The organism is Pseudomonas sp. PHC1 (assembly GCF_046487845.1).
In the GTDB taxonomy this organism is placed as follows: Bacteria; Pseudomonadota; Gammaproteobacteria; order Pseudomonadales; family Pseudomonadaceae; genus Aquipseudomonas; species Aquipseudomonas sputi.
The window spans coordinates 14,310-31,518 of sequence record NZ_JBJXHJ010000020.1 but is presented as its reverse complement, the minus strand read 5'-3'; the positions used below and the strand labels follow the sequence as shown (position 1 = coordinate 31,518).

Genomic DNA, 17,209 nt, shown 5'->3' with positions numbered 1-17,209 from the left:
TCTGAGTAGTCAGTAAGTCCAAATCTGACGAATGTCACTTCGAATGCTCGATCAACCATTACGACCACATTCGCCACTCTCTGGCTAGATGCCAGCTCACCATTGCGCAATTCTTCAACGCCAACCTGACCAAGCGCATTTCCAGTCAAACCGGGTAAGCGCAATAACGCGTTGAATCTTTCTGCACTTGCCGGCTGCGAGTCATATGAGCACGACACATCGAATGCCTCCCCGGCCCAACGAATGTGAGTGATCGTCAGGAGAATTGTTCATGCCCCACAACGACGAGCAGCCATCAGCCAAGCCGGAACTACGAATCCTCCGGCGCGCGGATGTTGAGAAAAAAACCGGGTTGAAACGCGCCTTCATTTACAAGCTGATGAGTGAAGGAAAATTCCCTGCCTCAGTGCAGCTCGGCATCCGCGCAGTCGGCTGGGATGCCGCAGAAATTGACCAATGGATTTCGGAACGCTTGAAAAAAACGTCAATAAAGAATGGGCCAGCATTATGAGCGTAGCTTTGATCGATCATCGTGGCAGCTCAGCACAAATGCTCCGATTCTCCCTGCTGCCACAAAAATTCAGAGACATCCGATCAGTCTCCAATCCAACTACAGCATTCCTCTCTCAGGAGGTGCTATGACAACTCCGCACCCAATCAATCAAGCCGTCATTGCCCAAGCTCTGCAAGACTTGCGCAGTGGTCAATTGCGGCGGTGCAAGGCGATGGGCTTTGCAATTGAAGACCTGGCGGCACTCAAGGAGCCACTGTTGCTCAGCGCACTCCTCAATACCCGAGTGCTTTGGTGCACGGTTCAGATAAACCGCAACGTGCTGCAAAGAATTCTGAAACAGGCGGGTGAAGTGGAACACGAAACCGTCATGATCGATCGCATGCTTCGCTTAGGAGCGAGCACAGAAATGGTGGCCCGCTTTCATGGTTTGACACACCAAGAAATTGCTCTTCGTCGAAACGTACTCGGACTGCCAAAACGCAAAGGTCGTCGCCCCGTACTTACCGAGGAACAAGACATACTGCTATGGCACCGGCTGCAACCCCATCTGAGAACGGCAGGGGTGTCGACCGGTGATGAGAGCGCCATGTTGGAAGTGACGCTGGACTTGGCTGAGGATCTTTTAATGCCGGCATCAGTCGTCTGGTCAACCCTGCAAGCATGGATAGCTGAGGGGCTAATCTGATTTTGCGAGATAACCTGAGATCCCTCCCCCGACTCGCTCATACGCACCCGGGCTTCTCCAGTAGAACGGCGGGATTGGCTTTTCAAACTCAAGCATCGAGCAGCCATTTGTCACGTCTACTCATGGCGGACAATATGAAGCGGAATTGAGCGTTGGTAGCACTAAGCTCCAATGGCCATTTACTCAATTGTAAACCGCCAAATCTCAGATCGAGCGACCGCCCTTAACACCGAGAGTCCAGCAAGTTGCTTTGCTGGGAGCTCGGTTGCATCCCGAATCTGAAGGTAGTAACACCAGGCAGCCAGACGGTGAATTTCCAAAAAATACGGAAACACTCAATAACTCTTTTCCGGATTGACAGCAAACGTGCTCAGGGGCATTTTGGCAATGCACCTCGCTGACTCGTTCAGTACCAGCCGCCAGGATCTTCAAGACGGCGCTGCGGTTCTCCGCAGGATCCTCCCAATGACCGCATCGCTTCCGGCAGCGCGGACAGTCGACTTGAATGTCGATGGAAGCATGACTTTCCCACCCACGACGGGCCTTTCCCGTCGTGGGGAAGGCCTTTTTTTGTTTCAGGAGGCCTTAATGAAAATGGAACTGGCGATGTATCAGGCACTGCGCGCAATCGACGTACCTGAGCTCAAAGCCGAAGCTGTTATCCAAGCATTGGAATCTGACATGCTCACACTACTTGCGACGAAAAGTGATCTCACAAACCTTGACCAGCGGTTGACTGCCGAGATCGCTAGAACAACTGCGGAAATTGGCAAGGCGACTGCTGAGATCGCAAATACAAATCATCGGCTGACTGCAGAGATCGCTAAATCTGATCTCAAGTTGTCCATTCACATGGCTTCCATGCTCGCCGTGACGATCGGCATCTTGATCGGGGCGATGAAAGTCTTCTTATAGTTTTCTTAGCGATTACTGAAACAACGAAAATCACCTGTCGTTCGACAGGTGATTTTTTTGCGGCTCTTGGCGTTGAAAAAGACTGTAAGCTTGACTCCCCCCACACTCAGGCACTCTCTTATTAAGCATAAGGGCCTCGCTTAACTTCCGTTGTTCAAGGGCTGAAATCCCAGCCAAACCGAAATATGGCGCATGCTGCATGGAGACTGGCTATGCAACTGCCAGAGTCCAAGAACCAACGCGCCCCTTTCTGACAAACACGCAACGCCCTACCACACCAATCGCGGCGCAGAGCGATCTGTGAGCTCCGACAACCGAGACTGCTCAGTGCTGAGCTTGGATTGGGATACAATCCCCGGCATTTAGTCCATCAGGGTCGGCATCTGCTCCCTGAGTGCCCACAAGAGATTCCGCAATGCCCCTCACGCTGCAACAACTGGAACGACATCTGTTCAAGGCTGCCGATATTCTGCGCGGCAAGATGGATGCCTCGGAGTTCAAGGAATACATTTTTGGCATGCTGTTCCTCAAGCGCTGCTCCGACGTATTCGAGGAGCGCTATGAGCAGATCGTTGCCGATGAGATAACTGCAGGCAAGAGTAAATCCGAGGCATGTGCCATGGCGGAAAATCCGCGCTGGTACAAACTCCATGGCAATTTCTGGGTACCCATCCATTCGCGATTCTGGTACGTGCTCAACGAAGCGCACATCAATGTCGGCGATCTGTTGAACAAGGCGCTGGCCGGCATCGAGGAAAACAATGCAGCCTTGGATGGAGTGCTCGAGCACATCGACTTCACCCGCAAGGTGGGCCAGAGCAAGATTCCCGATCAGAAGCTGCGCCAACTCATCACCCACTTCGGTGAGGTGCGCTTGCGTAACAGTGACTTCGAGTTTCCTGACCTGCTCGGGGCAGCTTACGAGTACCTGATCGCCGAGTTCGCTGACTCGGCCGGTAAGAAAGGCGGTGAGTTTTATACACCGCGTTCGGTGGTGCGGCTAATGGTGCACTTGCTCAAGCCGACCCTAGACCACGATATTTATGACCCGTGCTGCGGCTCGGGCGGCATGTTGATTGCCGCCAAGGAATATATCGACGAGCACGGCGAGGACGGGCGCAAGGCCAACCTGTTCGGCCAGGAATTCAACGGCACCGTCTGGTCCATCGCACAGATGAACATGCTGCTACACGGCATCAGCAACGCCTGGCTAGAGAACGAAGACACCCTGGCCGACCCTCGGCATATCGAGGGTGGCGAACTGCGCCGCTTCGATCGCATCCTCACCAACCCGCCGTTCTCCATCAACTGGGGCCATACCGAGAAAAGCCCGGATGGCAGCTTGGCCTGGAACCCTACATTCCGCGAGCAGCGCTTCCGCTTCGGCGAGGTGCCGCTGGGCTCAAAAAAGGCCGACCTGATGTTCCTGCAGCACATGCTCGCCGTGACCCGCGATGAGGGCATGATTGCCACCGTACTGCCTCATGGCGTCCTTTTCCGGAGCGGTGAGGAACGCAGCATCCGCGCTGGAATTATCGAGAACGACCTACTCGAAGCCGTGATTGGCCTGCCTGCCAACCTGTTCTATGGCACCGGCATTCCCGCCTGCATCCTTATCCTGCGCCAACAAAAGCAGGAAGGCGCCAACCGTGTCAGTGCCAAGCCTGCCGAGCGCCAGGGAAAAGTGATTTTTATCAACGCCGACCGAGAGTACTTCGAGGGCCGTGCACAGAACTATCTGCTGGCCGAGCACATCGAGAAGATCAGCACTGCCTTCGACGAATTTCGCCAGATTGACGGCCTCAGTGATGTAGTGGACATCGCGACCCTGCGCGACAACGATTACAACCTGAATATCCGCCGCTATGTGGACAATGCACCGCCGCCCGAGCCCCATGATGTACGCGCTCATCTGCTGGGTGGTGTGCCCAAGTCCGAAGTTGAAGCAAAAGCCCCGATGCTCGCCGCGCACGGCATCGACCCGCACGACCTGTTCGTGGCGCGCGATGCAAATTATTTCGACTTTCGCGGTGAGCTAATATGTCGTGCCGATCTCAAGCCGGCCATCGAGGGTAATTTTAGCCTGCAGGCCAAGGAAGCCGCGCTGCGTGAGGCATTCGAGAGTTGGTGGAACGAACACAGCCCGCGCATTACCGCCTTGGCCGGCAAGCTCGATAACAGCGCCGCGCTAGTCCATCTGCGCGCAGAACTGCTGGCCAGCTTTAGCCATAGCCTGGAGCATATCGGCCTGCTCGACCCCTTCCAAGTCAGGGGCATCGTTGCCGGCTTTTGGTACCAGAGCAAATATGACTTCCTCGGTTTGATGGCGCGCGGCAACCGAGGTGTGATCGATGCTTGGCGCACCAGCATCATCACCGCCCTGGAAGACAAAGCCAGCAAGCAAAGCCCTCTGGAGCACAAGCTGGTTAAGTTTCTACTCGGCGATTTCGTTGCCGAGTTGGCCGAGCTGGAAGCGAAAAAGGTCGAGCTGGATAGCCAGCTCAAGGCCGCCGCCCCAACCAAGGGGGACGACTCGGACGAAGCCGATATCGAGGCGGGTGCCGATAACGAGGAAAACCCCATCGATGAAGCCCAGCTCAAAATCTGGAAAGCCGAGCTGACCAAGGTAAAGAAGCAGCTCAAAACCCAGCAGGAAAAATTCGCAAGCCACCTGAATCAGGGCGTCGACGGGCTGGATGAGCCACGAGCCGCTGAGCTGCTACTGACCATCCTGCACAACGATATGCAGGCCATTCTTGAGCGCTATGTCTCAGTCCAGCGAAAACAGATCGTAATGGCTTTCGAGAACTGGTGGGACAAGTACCGGGTGACGTTAAATGAAATCGAGCACAAGCGCGATGCGGCAGCGGTGGCGTTGCAGGGGTTCCTGAAGGGGTTGGGGTATGTCTGAGAACGCTACTTGGGAAACTTGCACTGTCAGAGACGTTATCGAACATCACTTTTGTGGGCCAAGCCCTGATTGTGAGGAGCGGCAGATTTTCGCATCCGAAGAATGGGGTGTTTTGAAAACTACGGCGATCACATGGGCAGGATGGAACGAATCAGCTCATAAGGTTTTGCCAAAAGCATTTTGGGAACAGCCCCAAATCCAAGTTCATGCAGGTGATGTGCTGGTTACAAAGGCAGGTCCGCGGCATCGAGTAGGTGTTGTATGCCATGTTCCAAGCGTTCGCAGTCAACTGGTTGTTTCTGGAAAAATGATCGGGCTCCGACCCAGGCCGGAAGTAGTGAACGCGCGTTTCCTGGCAGGGTTTCTAGGAACGAAAGGGCCGCAGAAGTACATCCATGACCACACGACCGGAATGGCAGAATCACAGGTAAACTTCGCCAACAGAGTCCTCTTGGATGCTCCCTTAAGGTTACCGCCAGTCTCCCAGCAGCACTTAATTGCACAGATACTCGACACCCTAGACACCGCAATCCGCGAATCCATTACGCTGGTCGACAAGCTCAAATCCATCAAGCAGGGCCTGCTACATGACCTGTTGACTCGCGGAATTGGCGCCAACGGCCAACTGCGCCCCCCACAGAGCGAAGCGCCGCAACTTTACAGGGAGTCAACGTTGGGGTGGATTCCGAGGAAATGGGAGGTGGTTCCACTGAGTTGTTGTGCAGCTATCACAAGTGGTGTAACCCTCGGCCGCATCCTAAACAGTCCTGCCGCGATTGAGCTGCCATATTTGCGAGTGGCTAATGTCCAAGATGGCTACCTTGCACTGGGAGAAATAAAGACTGTCTCGATCCTGCCTTCAGAGCTGAACCGCTTTGCTCTGAAAGTAGGTGATGTGCTGATGAACGAGGGTGGAGACTTCGACAAGCTGGGTAGGGGAGCCGTATGGGAGGGGCAGATTGAACCCTGCCTTCACCAGAATCATGTTTTCCGCGTACGCTGTGATGACTCAAAGCTGTTGCCTGCGTTTCTGGCAGCCTACTCTAGCTCTGTCCGTGGTAAGGCCTACTTTGTCCAAGCATCGAAGCAGACAACCAATCTGGCCTCAATCAATTCAACGCAGCTAAAAGCATTTGGTATTTCTTGCCCATCAGTCGCTGAACAGCTGCTTATTACCCAACGTCTGTCGACCTTCGATAAGAAAATGGCAGTCGAGCAGGAGGCACTGGAAAAGTTGCGCCAGCAGAAGATCGGCCTGATGGGCGACTTACTTACCGGCCGCGTCCGCGTCACCCCGCTACTGGAATCTATGCAACAAGCTGCTGCACAAACGGAAGCCTGATATGCCACAGCGCCTGCCACCTCGCGAATCCCTGACCGTCGAATTCAAGAGCGACCGCAGCAAGCTCCCCGACCGCGAACTAATCGAAGCGCTGGTCTGCTTGGCAAATGCCGAAGGCGGCGAGCTATGGCTAGGTGTCGAGGACGACGGTACGCCCACCGGCCTGCATGCGGAGCATCGCCTGCTGGAGGGCTTGGCCGGCATGGTCGCAGCACGCACCTCGCCGTCGCTGAACGTACAGGCCGAGGCGCTCGACTTGGATGGCGTGACCGTGGCGCGTATCCATGTACCCAAAACCCAGGGCGAGGTGGCCACCACCAGCGGCGTCTACCTGCGCCGTCGTTTGAAACACGACGGCACGCCCGAATGCATAGCCATGCTGCCCCATGAGCGCAGCAGCCGCGCAAGCAGCTTCGGCCTGCTCGATGTTTCCGCCCAGCCGGTGGCCGGTGCCACTCTCGCCGACCTCGACCCGCTGGAGCGCGAACGCCTGCGCCAGGCGGTGCAGCAATACGGCGGCGACCGAGTGCTGCTGGAATTGGACGACGAAGCCCTGGACGGCGCACTGCTGCTCACTGCGCGCCAGCCGGACGGTATGCGCGTGCCGACCCTTACCGGCCTGCTACTGATCGGCCGGGAAACCTCCCTGCGCCAACTGGTGCCCACCCACGAGTTCGCTTTCCAGGTGCTGGCCCAGCAGGCAGTGCGCTTCAATGAGTTTCGCCGCTTCCCATTGCTCAAGGCACTAGACTGGCTGGAAACCAACTTCCGTCCATACAACCCAGAGGAAGAACTACAGGTCGGCCTGTTCCGCGTGCCAGTGCCCAAGGTCGACCTAGGCGCCTTCCGTGAAGCCGTAGCCAACGCCCTGGTCCATCGCGATTACCACGGCAGGGGCGCGGTGCATGTGCGCCTGGAGGACGATGCCCTGGTGGTCAGCAACCCCGGTGGCCTAGTCGATGGCGTGACCCTGGCCAACCTGTTGGTGACCGAACCGCGCCCGCGCAACCCGGCCCTGGCCGATGCCATGAAGCGCGTCGGCGTGGTCGAACGCTCTGGGCGAGGTGTGGACAAGATTTTCCGCGGCATGCTCAAGTTCGGCCGGCCGGCCCCGGACTACAGCTACACCACCGCCCAAAGCGTGGTGCTGCGCCTACCCACCGCGGAGGCCGACCTGGACTTCCGCCGCCTGGTAGTCGAACACGAGCGCGCCACCAACGCCGAACTGCCCATCGACAGCCTGATCGCCCTGGCCGCCCTGCGTGAGACCAAGCGCGTCACGGCCGACGAACTGGCCGTACAGATCCAGCGCGACACCGCCAGTGCCAAACGCACCCTGGAAGCCCTGACCGAAGCCGGCTTGGTCGAGGCCCACGGTTCTACCCGAGGGCGCAGCTACACTCTTTCAGCCAGTCTGTACCAGGCCGTGGGCGACAAGGCCGGTTATACCCGCCAGGCAGGCTTCACACCCATTCAACATGAGCAGATGGTGTTGAACTACGTGCAGCAGCATGGGCAGATTCAGCGCGCTGAAGTAATGGATCTTTGTCGGCTCTCGCCTGATCAAGCGGCAAAACTGCTCAAGCGCATGAAAGACAGGGGCGCACTGATACAGCAAGGGGAACGACGCTGGTCGGTCTATAAGCTCGGCTAAAAAATCTATGAGCCGCTATAAGCCGCTATGAGCCTGTATGAGCCCATACACGCCTGAACTGGATTAAAGGAGTAACCCGTGGGCTGGGAATTGGAAGACGTCGAAAAACCCTTTGTGGCTCAGTTACAGGGGCTGAACTGGAAGCATATCGAGGGCAGCCTCGACGACCCGGCCATCACTGGTCGCAGCAGTTTCAGTGAAGTGATTCAGCGAGCTGCACTGGCCGAGCGCTTGCTTGCCATCAACCTGCGCGACGGTCAGCCCTGGCTGGATGAGCAGCGCATTGCCGAAGCACTGGCGGCCATTACCCGCGTGGGCGCCGGCAAGCTGATGGAAGCCAACCAGACAGTCACTGAGCTGCTGCTCAAAGGCATCACGGTCGATGGCCTTCAGGGCTGGGAAGGCGGACGTGGTCAGACCATCCAGTACATCGACTGGGACACCCCGGCCAATAACCACTTCAGTGTGATCAACCAGTTCCGAGTGGATTGCCCGCCAGGGTATAACAGCGGCAAGAAATTTATTGTCCCGGATCTGGTGCTGTTGGTGAACGGCATCCCGCTGGTGCTGGTGGAGTGCAAGAGCCCCTCCATTCCAGAACCGCTTGCCGAGGCTGTCGATCAATTACGTCGTTACAGCAACCAGCGCAAGGCGGCCTTCGAGGTCGAGGAGAACGAGGGCAACGAGACTCTGTTCGCCAGTGTGCAGCTATTGGTCGCCAGTAGCTACGACGAAGCACGGGTGGGCTGCATTGGTGCTGGCTTCGGGCATTTCTCCCAATGGAAGACCGTGGTTGGCCCGGATGGCAACGGCAGCGAACAGTCAGTTGCCGAGCAGTTGGGCAAAGCCAAACTGTCCGAACAGGAGCGCCTGGTGGCAGGCATGCTCACGCCAGCCCACCTGCTCGATCTGATCCGACATTTCATGCTATTTATGCAGGTTGGCGGGCAGACCATCAAGACGGTCTGCCGCTACCAGCAATACCGCGCGGTGAACCGCACAGTGACCCGCATGAAACGCGGGCAGACACGTCTTGAGCATGGCGAGAGTGACCAACGAGGCGGCATCGTTTGGCACACTCAAGGCTCGGGCAAAAGCCTGACCATGGTATTTCTGGTGCGCAAGATGCGTACGGATACACAGCTGCGCCGCTTCAAGATCATCGTGGTCACTGACCGAAAAGATCTGCAAAACCAGCTCGCCGTCACTGCGACACTTAGTGGTGAACTACCGGAGGTGGCCTCCAATATCGAAGGTGTTAAAGCCTTGGCACGCCGCCAGGGCCCCGGCCTGATATTCGCCACTATCCAGAAGTATCGCAATCCCGAGCAAGAAGAAAACGGGAATGCCCCCATCTCCGTGGACACTGCGTCATTCCTCAAAGCCGCAGAAAAGCGAGCGCCCTATCTGGTAAACAAACCATTCGAGGTGCTCAACCACGACGAGAGCATTTTGGTGTTGATCGATGAGGCTCACCGCACCCAAGCCGGCGATCTGCAGGCGAACCTGCTGGCGGGCCTGCCAAACTGCGTGCGCATTGGCTTTACAGGTACACCGATCATCATGGGCGATAAGAAACGCACCCACGAAATTTTCGGCGCATTCATCGACAAATACACCATCAAGGAAGCCGAGGCAGATGGCGCGACAGTGCCGGTGCTATACGAAGGACGCACTGCCAAGGGCGCATTGAAAGATGGGGCGAACCTGGATGAACTGTTCGAGGATTTGTTCCGCGAACACAGTCAGGACGAACTGGAGCTGATCAAGAAAAAGTACGCCACCAAGGGCCATATCTTTGAGGCCCCCGCGCTGATCGCAGATAAGGCGCGCGACATCCTCAGACATTACGTCACCAATATCCTGCCCAATGGCTACAAGGCGCAGGTGGTAGCCTACAGCCGGATTGCGGCAATCCGCTATTTCCATGCGCTGCAGGTAGCCCGTGATGAGTTGCTGATCGAGTCCGAAGCACTGCCGGCAGCCGACAAGGACCTCGATGATGAAGCACTGTGCCAGCGTCCGCCCAAGCTGCAGGCGCGTGTGCAGGCATGGCGCTATCGAGACAAACTACGCAGCCTGGAATTCGCACCGATTATTTCCGGCTCAAATAACGATCCGGCCGAGTGGAAAACCTGGACGGATGGTAGCAAGCACGAGCAACTGATCCAGCGTTTCAAGAAGCCGCTGAATCATGAGCAGCCGGGCAAGGCCGATCCACTGGCTTTCCTGATCGTTAAATCTATGTTGCTCACCGGCTTTGACGCCCCCATCGAAGGGGTGATGTACCTTGACCGACCGATCAAGGAAGCTGAGCTGCTGCAAGCTATTGCGCGGGTCAACCGTACTGGTTTTGGCAAGCGCTGCGGTATCGTGGTCGACTACTACGGAGTCGCCAACCACCTGCGCGAAGCCCTGGCAGCCTATGCCGACGAGGATATTGAAGGTGCGCTGAGCAGCATCAAGGACGAGGTGCCTGTACTGCGCGACCGTCATCTGCGCGTGGTGGATGTGCTGCGTCGCCAGGGCATCGAGTCTCTGGAAGATGCCGAAACCTGCATTGCCGCACTGGAGTCGGAAAAAGTGCGCGCTGAATTTTCGGTAAAACTCAAAGCGTTCCTCGACTCTTTGGACACCGTACTGCCACGCCCCGAAGGCCTCCCCTTCGTCAAGGACGCCAAGCGTCTGGCCTATATCCATGCACGTGCGCGCGGGCGTTACAAGGACCTGCCGCAACTGGGCAAGGATGTCGGCGCCAAAGTGCGCAAGCTAATCGACGATCACGTTATTTCTTTGGGCATCGACCCGAAAATTCCGCCTATCCAACTCACCGATGCAGACTTCGAGAAGCAGTTGTCGCGTAGCGTCAACGACCGCGCCAAGGCCTCAGAGATGGAGCATGCCATTCGCTCGCATGTGCGCAAGCATACTGATGAAGATCCGGTGCTCTATCGCAAGCTGTCCGAACGCCTGAACGAGCTGCTCAAGTCGCTGGGCGAGCAGTGGGATCAGTTGGTTGAACAGATGCAGAAGATCATCAACGATCTGCGCAGCGGTCAAATGAGCGATGACTACAGCCCCCTGGATTTACCCGAACACTACGCCCCCTTCCTTCGCACCCTGCTGGATATGGTGTGTGCCGGCGTCAATCCGCAGCCCGCCGAGCTGCTGCGTTTGAAGGATGTGACAGTGGAAGTAGTCGATCTGTTGGTAGGCGAGATCCAAAGCCACCGCGATATCTGGAGCCCGCGCAAGCGAGCGGCACAGGAGGAGTTGGCCGGGCAGCTATTCGATTACTTGATGCGACTGCGTCCGCCCTTGATGGATAGCGATAAGGCCGGGATATTGTCTGACCGCCTGATGGATCAAGCGAGAGCCAGTCATGAAAGGTTGATGCAACTGTGAGCAATCACACCCTCACGGTAGACGATCTGCAATTTACACTGCGCCGTAGCGCGCGCCGAAAAACACTGCAGATCACTGTGGAACGCGACGGCGCGCTTATCCTTTCTGCCCCGCCCGAGGTAGAAGAGCAAATGTTGCGGCAGTTCGTGGCAGAAAAAAGCTTCTGGATTTACTCACGTCTTGCAGAAAAGGAACGCCTGCAACGTTCGATCCCAAACAAGGAATTTCTCGACGGAGAGGGTTTTCTATATTTGGGACGAAGTTATCGCCTTAAACTGGTTGATGAGCAGGATGTGCCGCTGAAACTTTCTGCCGGTCGATTCCGCCTGCTGCGTAGCGAACTGCCACAAGCCCGCGAACATTTCATCCGTTGGTACAGCGAACATGCCCGCAGCTGGTTAGCCTTACGCGTCAAAAACCACCAAGCCCGCATGGACCTGATCCCCAGCGGTGTGCGTGTGCAGGATCTAGGTTATCGCTGGGGCTCCTGTGGCAAAGGTGCACAACTCTATTTTCATTGGAAAACAATCCTGCTGCCCAAGCCCATTGCGGAGTATGTGGTTGTGCATGAGATGGTGCACCTGCAAGAGCCACATCACACCCCAGAATTTTGGCTCCGCCTTGAACGCGTCATGCCTGACTACGCACAGCGCAAGACATGGCTGGCAGAACATGGAATTGATGTTGAAGGCCTCTGAGTACCATGGCTGACTATTTCATCAGCACCCGCGGCATAGGTACTGGTCAGAACCAACCAACTTGACTCTGAGGATGGCTTACAAGCACCAGGATTCCAGCGATCGGATAAATTTCTGCATTTAACCTTCGAGCCAGACATTAGGATCACCACGCGCCTAGAACTCTTTGAACAACCATACCCTGCAGAAAATCAATAAAATAATTCACGGCTGCCCTGGCGTCGCCCCACCAGAGTTGTCTCTACTAATCATAGGCTTTATGTAACCTTTGAATACCTCAGCTGCGGCACCCAGTACACTTTCTATCTTCTTATAATGACCCGGACGCAATTTACTTTCCTTATCCAAATAGTTCAAAACGAGCAGAACCTGTTCACGATCTAGCATTGCAAGCGTTTGCTCAGCTACCCCGTACAGAAGGACCAACGCACCATTCTTTAGCGTTTCCGGACGCTCAAGCGCACCGAGCACCCGGCCAAAGCCCGCAGTCATGTCGCCGCCCTGATCATCACGAAGCCAATCCAGCAGCGATGAATGATTTAACTTATCTGGCTTTTTGTTTGGTAGCTTACTCGGCACTGCCCGTTTCGTCCTACCCAAAATTAACTCAGGCCACCGCTCAACATCCGAGCGATCATCATAATCAGGAAGAGATATAGCATTATATGAATATGCAATGGGAACGCCAAGTTCCTCATAAGCAAGGCAGCTTTTGAATTGCTCGCCATCAAACTGGTCAAAAACCCCGCTTTTACAATTAAGCTCTTTAATTTCCAAAAGCAGTATTTTAGCGTTTCCCAACATAGCGACTAGATCACCACAATACAGCCGCATTCCGTCGCCTTGCTGGACAGCATATGGGGGGAAGGTTTTGAGCGAAGTCCGACTATCTCTGCAGTAGGCTTCCAATGCACCAGTAATTGCAGCTTGAATTACGTTTTCCTGCCTAGTTTTCTTCATACAACCCACGCCATAGATTAGTAGCATAAATGTATCACCACTAAAGGATCATTAGAAGCAATATCGGACTATCTACTTGACGCTGCCCCAGCAGGCAATGCAGGCTCTACGCAGTAAGCAGCACACGATCTAAGGACCCAGTCTAATCAGATAGGAGTTAGGTAAATCACAATGCCCACACATACCCTACATTTCATAAAGCCTTGCCGCAAAACCGACAGTTCCCCGCGGCTCACCCCAAGCATGGTGGCCGAAAACAAGCGGAACGGCATAGAAACGACCTTGGTTCTCGACCTTAACATTCTGGTGAGAATGGAAGATGTAATTCTTCGCCGCCACAGCCCGAACGATTTTGACTTAACTAGACTTATAAACTTCATAAATTCTTGCCCACCACAAAGTCTGTGCATAACGCCTGGGCTTGCCCTTAACGAGGTCCACCCGAAATTCAAGAAGCTAAGCTTTGAGATGTATGAATTGTTTCTTTCGATATTCTGCCCGCAGATGGTCGATCATCCAACCACGACACGAAACACCCCAAATGAAGCGGAAAGAACCCGACCGTATGAGTTTTCAGAACTCAGCATAGAAGAGCAGCACCTCTACAGCGTGCCGTTTTTTTCGCTCATGCAGATACATATTATCAACGCCACGAAGCCGAACTTGACAGGCATTGAAAAATTCAAAACATATATGAGCCGTGTCTGTGATGACATTGATATGCTCAGTGCTGTTGAAGCCGAAATTGCCAAGTACTGCTTCTGTGAGAAAAAGCCCAACTATTCCGACGAGCTTAACGCCAAAATCGAAGACATCAAGAACAACTTCATGAGTGGGAGCAACAAGCCAGCGCAGCGCTTCAAAAATATCTTCAATGGCGTTCAAGACCTTAAATACATAAAAGGCGCCCTGGAGTTTTCCAAAGAGCTCTTTTATGGCAAGCTTCAGGACACATGGATAGCCACATTGGACTCCAAGTTATACTGGCTGAGTGAGTCCATTCATCATTACCCAGTCGCAGGTGAGCGAGACGGAAAATACTTCAGCATCAATCGATCACATGATCAGCAGACATGCAACTATTGGCTATCAGTGGATAAACTGCAAGAGCAACTCCAGCACGAGAGAAGCCGAAATGGCAAAGGAACCGCCCCTTTAGATGAAACAGGATTGCCACGCATACATAACACATTAACCACAAAGGGCTTCAAGGAATTTTTCGCCGTTTTCAAGCCCATATAGTCCGCCGAGCAGGGTACAAGTACAAGATACTGCTCAACCACGCACCTGTACTCTTAGTACCCGGATGCTAACGATGAGTAATCAAAGCCAATTAGATCCCTTCATTTAAAGCTGATACCTGTACCCTATCCTCATCCAACACAGGAAAGAAAAAGGGGCTGACAACCACGTGATTGGCCACAGCGAAATGACTCCTGGCAATTGACTCAGGAGGAACACGCTTCAGCATTCCGCCTCAATCCTGTGCAGCGCATTCCAAATAGTATTCCACGAAGAAAGCTCAACTAACCAACTTCATATTTTTCATAGGTTTAGCAAATCATTTCAGCTCACCCCGGCCCACCAACTCTCAACGACAAGGCCCGCCCAGTGCGGGCCTTGTCGCATCTGGAGATTCACCCCGGGAGACCTCATGCGCCAGGCACTGCTGATCATCGACGCCCAACCCTGCTTCTCCCCGCCGCCATGGCTTGTCGAAGGCATCCGGTCGCTCATCTGCGCGCTGCCCAGCGTCGCCACGGTTGAACGTCACGACGAAACCGCACGCCTTTCCAGCGCCAACTCAGCAGGCACCTCGCGACGGACGACGACGGCCTGATCGCGGCAGATCGCATTTTCATCAAACACGGTTATGTGCCGTTTGCGGACTCGATCGACTATCTGAAAAGACTGAAACTGGATCGCGTGCTGGTTTGTGGCCTGCAGACCGAGAATTGCTGCCTCACCGCCGGTTTTGCGCTGTTCGATGCCGGGTTGCAGCCAACGTTGCTCACCGACCTGACGGTGGGTTCGTCGCTGGATCGTTCGGCTGAGGAAGAAGCTAAGGAAAAGCGGCGCCCTGGACAGATTGCTCAATTGCAAGCAGAGCAAGCCCGAGCGGATCAGTGAAAGCGTTTCAAATCATCCCAGTGCCAGTTCTGGTTACAACAGTACAGCTAGACCCCAACACAGCGAACTGCACAGAAGAAGATAGAAGCATGTGTAGACTGATAAACAGGCTCGAAGGTGTCAAATCATAAAAATAAATCCTCACTTCCAAAATCAAAGATCCATTATAAAAATCAAAAAAACAAGCCTTGAGAAAGAGACAAAAATGGGAAGGATAGGAATTGCAAAATTCCTCACAAACTGAATACTCCTATTAACATCAGCATACTTAAATCAAAGAGATTCAGCAGAATAGGTATGGCTATTCTTTAATAGACGCCAACTCCGCAGTGGCTCAATAAGAACTCAATACAATTCGTAATTAAGATTCACCTCCTTCAGAACCAAAGTAAATTCGAGGTTGTCTTTTAAATAACTGGAAGGATGACACTCTATAAATTGGACGCTCATCATGATTAATCTGAGCAGGGAGAAGTCTGTAAAATTTATCAGAGTCAGAAAGTGAGAACGTCGATCTTCTACTGCAAACCCATTAGTATCACTTAGCTTTTCCGATATGAGCTTGACCATATTGTAAAAAGTTCTCTCCAATCCAAAAATCTGGTCTGTCGGGTCAATTTCATTTAAGTAAGCAGACACTATTGATTCGTCGATTTCTGAGTTTCGCATTTCCTCTACACGATCTTCAATCCAGTTAATCGCTGCGACCCCTAACTTCTCGTTTAAACCCTCATCAATAGTTATTCTAAATGAACTAAAAAGCTCACGCTGCGAGCTAATCATACTGAAAAGCTGAGATTCAAAAGAGCGGATTTTTTCAGTTTTTCTCGCTCCTTCTACTTCGTCCCGGAGGCTGATATTAGCTTCATTTTGGAGACTTAAGGATTTGATCAGCAGTACTATTGAGATGAAGCTCAGCATAGGATTCAACAGCCCGCCTATATAATCTCCTAGCTGCCCCCAGACTTCAGGCTTTTCTGAGAAAGGATAGCCTAGCTTTATGTAGAAAAAGTATATATAGGACAGGCAGACTATTGCCGCAAGAAGCCCTGCAGCTAGTATGTATTTATAGGTCTTCATCGTGGAAGCCTTTAATTATGTATTTTATAACTCTGCCATCAGGGAGCTTTATGGGGTTTGCTTTAATGTCTAGATACTTCCAGTTATCGATATCGATCCCATTATTGCGATCTAGATTTTCAGAGAATTTTTTCTTTGTAGCAAAGTCAACATCGCTGTATCTACTGCGAAAGCCAAAAGCCACCGTCTCATCAGCTCCTTCTAGTTGGAGGCGACCATTTCCAGTATTGGTATTTAGGCGGCGAATACTTGCTTTAAAATTGAGGCTTTCGTCCGTTCTCTTCGCGAGTATCGCTTGACTGGTCTGTTGATCAAAGCTTGCGAGCGAAACCATGTTATCGTAGTTCTTTCTGTGCCTGAGCGTTACGTTATATCCAAATTTTGTTGATATTTCGTGAACATTTCTAAGTGGCGATTTTCTTAATAGTCTAACCAGCAAGTCAGCAGTGTCACCGAGGTTTTCTACAATTCTTTGTGATTTTTCAGATAGATCCTCTTGCTCTATGTAGAGGGCTTCATTGATGAAGTAAGAAATTAGCTCGGTGAAGGCCGTACTTCCTATTTTCCGATATTCTTTTTTTAAATCCTCATCCAATATATCAAGCCGGAAAATTTGCCCATAGGAGCCTTTGAAGCTTCGCCGCAGAGTAGTTCGAACGCTACTTTTATAGGTCCTTCGCTCTGGAACATGTCCAGTTAGAAGCGTTTCGGAAATTATGCGCGTGGTGTCTGAAGCCCCTTGTAATGTGTCTAACCCTGCCTTCATATCCATTTCATATTCAGGACTTCCAACCACGACATCAAGACTAATCGGCATACACTTTCATCCCCATCAGGCAGCTAACCTTTAGCTAATTCCTATTCCAAATCCTTGGTTACCTTCACCATAAGGAGGCTTCCGGGCACCTAGGCAAT

The 17,209-nt window shown here is 53.4% G+C and carries 12 protein-coding genes and 1 pseudogene; 10 read left to right on the top strand and 3 right to left on the bottom strand.

What is annotated here, in order from left to right:
- Window positions 1-271: 271 nt before the first annotated feature.
- From ACKJSM_RS21845 to ACKJSM_RS21810, 8 genes are all read left to right on the top strand, one after another.
- The gene (locus ACKJSM_RS21845) at window positions 272-511 is read left to right on the top strand and encodes an AlpA family transcriptional regulator (protein ID WP_410238820.1); all 240 of its coding nucleotides are present in this window, start codon (window positions 272-274) and stop codon (window positions 509-511) included.
- A gap of 127 nt (window positions 512-638) precedes the next feature.
- Window positions 639-1,199, top strand: a complete 561-nt coding sequence (locus ACKJSM_RS21840; RefSeq protein ID WP_410238819.1) for a DUF2857 domain-containing protein — start codon at window positions 639-641, stop codon at window positions 1,197-1,199.
- 465 nt (window positions 1,200-1,664) lie between these two features.
- Window positions 1,665-2,114, top strand: coding sequence for a hypothetical protein (locus tag ACKJSM_RS21835; protein ID WP_410238818.1), 450 nt, complete (start codon window positions 1,665-1,667; stop codon window positions 2,112-2,114).
- 415 nt (window positions 2,115-2,529) lie between these two features.
- Complete coding sequence (locus tag ACKJSM_RS21830; protein WP_410238817.1) at window positions 2,530-5,025, top strand: N-6 DNA methylase; 2,496 nt, start codon at window positions 2,530-2,532, stop codon at window positions 5,023-5,025.
- Window positions 5,018-6,367, top strand: a complete 1,350-nt coding sequence (locus ACKJSM_RS21825; protein ID WP_410238816.1) for a restriction endonuclease subunit S — start codon at window positions 5,018-5,020, stop codon at window positions 6,365-6,367. The genes ACKJSM_RS21830 and ACKJSM_RS21825 overlap by 8 nt, the downstream gene beginning before the upstream one ends.
- A 1-nt stretch (window position 6,368) precedes the next feature.
- Window positions 6,369-8,021, top strand: coding sequence for an ATP-binding protein (locus ACKJSM_RS21820; RefSeq protein ID WP_410238815.1), 1,653 nt, complete (start codon window positions 6,369-6,371; stop codon window positions 8,019-8,021).
- A gap of 78 nt (window positions 8,022-8,099) precedes the next feature.
- Complete coding sequence (locus ACKJSM_RS21815; protein WP_410238814.1) at window positions 8,100-11,426, top strand: type I restriction endonuclease subunit R; 3,327 nt, start codon at window positions 8,100-8,102, stop codon at window positions 11,424-11,426.
- Window positions 11,423-12,124, top strand: a complete 702-nt coding sequence (locus ACKJSM_RS21810) for a M48 family metallopeptidase (RefSeq protein ID WP_410238813.1) — start codon at window positions 11,423-11,425, stop codon at window positions 12,122-12,124. The genes ACKJSM_RS21815 and ACKJSM_RS21810 overlap by 4 nt, the downstream gene beginning before the upstream one ends.
- Before the next feature lie 204 nt (window positions 12,125-12,328).
- Here ACKJSM_RS21810 and ACKJSM_RS21805 read toward each other — a convergent pair whose 3' ends face one another.
- Window positions 12,329-13,111 (bottom strand): hypothetical protein, encoded by a 783-nt coding sequence (locus ACKJSM_RS21805; RefSeq protein WP_273902722.1) that lies wholly within the window; start codon window positions 13,109-13,111, stop codon window positions 12,329-12,331.
- A gap of 144 nt (window positions 13,112-13,255) precedes the next feature.
- Here ACKJSM_RS21805 and ACKJSM_RS21800 point away from each other — a divergent pair, with 144 nt between their 5' ends.
- On the top strand, window positions 13,256-14,326 hold the full coding sequence (locus ACKJSM_RS21800) for a hypothetical protein (RefSeq protein ID WP_410238812.1): 1,071 nt from the start codon (window positions 13,256-13,258) through the stop codon (window positions 14,324-14,326).
- Window positions 14,327-14,738: 412 nt separating this feature from the next.
- A pseudogene (locus ACKJSM_RS21795) lies at window positions 14,739-15,214 on the top strand (isochorismatase family protein).
- 345 nt (window positions 15,215-15,559) lie between these two features.
- Here the strand turns inward: ACKJSM_RS21795 and ACKJSM_RS21790 are convergent.
- Together ACKJSM_RS21790 and ACKJSM_RS21785 are read right to left on the bottom strand one after the other, a co-directional pair.
- On the bottom strand, window positions 15,560-16,294 hold the full coding sequence (locus ACKJSM_RS21790) for a hypothetical protein (RefSeq protein WP_134334106.1): 735 nt from the start codon (window positions 16,292-16,294) through the stop codon (window positions 15,560-15,562).
- The gene (locus tag ACKJSM_RS21785) at window positions 16,281-17,111 is read right to left on the bottom strand and encodes a hypothetical protein (RefSeq protein ID WP_134334107.1); all 831 of its coding nucleotides are present in this window, start codon (window positions 17,109-17,111) and stop codon (window positions 16,281-16,283) included. Before ACKJSM_RS21785 ends, ACKJSM_RS21790 begins: the two co-directional genes overlap by 14 nt.
- Window positions 17,112-17,209: the final 98 nt, after the last annotated feature.

Bases quoted from the DNA above. Each gene is read 5' to 3' on its own strand.
- ACKJSM_RS21825 (WP_410238816.1), top strand. From the start codon at position 5,018: ATGTCTGAGAACGCTACTTGGGAAACTTGCACTGTCAGAGACGTTATC.
- ACKJSM_RS21805 (WP_273902722.1), bottom strand. From the start codon at position 13,111: ATGCTACTAATCTATGGCGTGGGTTGTATGAAGAAAACTAGGCAGGAA.
- ACKJSM_RS21845 (WP_410238820.1), top strand. From the start codon at position 272: ATGCCCCACAACGACGAGCAGCCATCAGCCAAGCCGGAACTACGAATC.
- ACKJSM_RS21800 (WP_410238812.1), top strand. From the start codon at position 13,256: ATGCCCACACATACCCTACATTTCATAAAGCCTTGCCGCAAAACCGAC.
- ACKJSM_RS21840 (WP_410238819.1), top strand. From the start codon at position 639: ATGACAACTCCGCACCCAATCAATCAAGCCGTCATTGCCCAAGCTCTG.
- ACKJSM_RS21790 (WP_134334106.1), bottom strand. From the start codon at position 16,294: ATGAAGACCTATAAATACATACTAGCTGCAGGGCTTCTTGCGGCAATA.
- ACKJSM_RS21830 (WP_410238817.1), top strand. From the start codon at position 2,530: ATGCCCCTCACGCTGCAACAACTGGAACGACATCTGTTCAAGGCTGCC.
- ACKJSM_RS21835 (WP_410238818.1), top strand. From the start codon at position 1,665: ATGACCGCATCGCTTCCGGCAGCGCGGACAGTCGACTTGAATGTCGAT.
- ACKJSM_RS21785 (WP_134334107.1), bottom strand. From the start codon at position 17,111: ATGCCGATTAGTCTTGATGTCGTGGTTGGAAGTCCTGAATATGAAATG.
- ACKJSM_RS21820 (WP_410238815.1), top strand. From the start codon at position 6,369: ATGCCACAGCGCCTGCCACCTCGCGAATCCCTGACCGTCGAATTCAAG.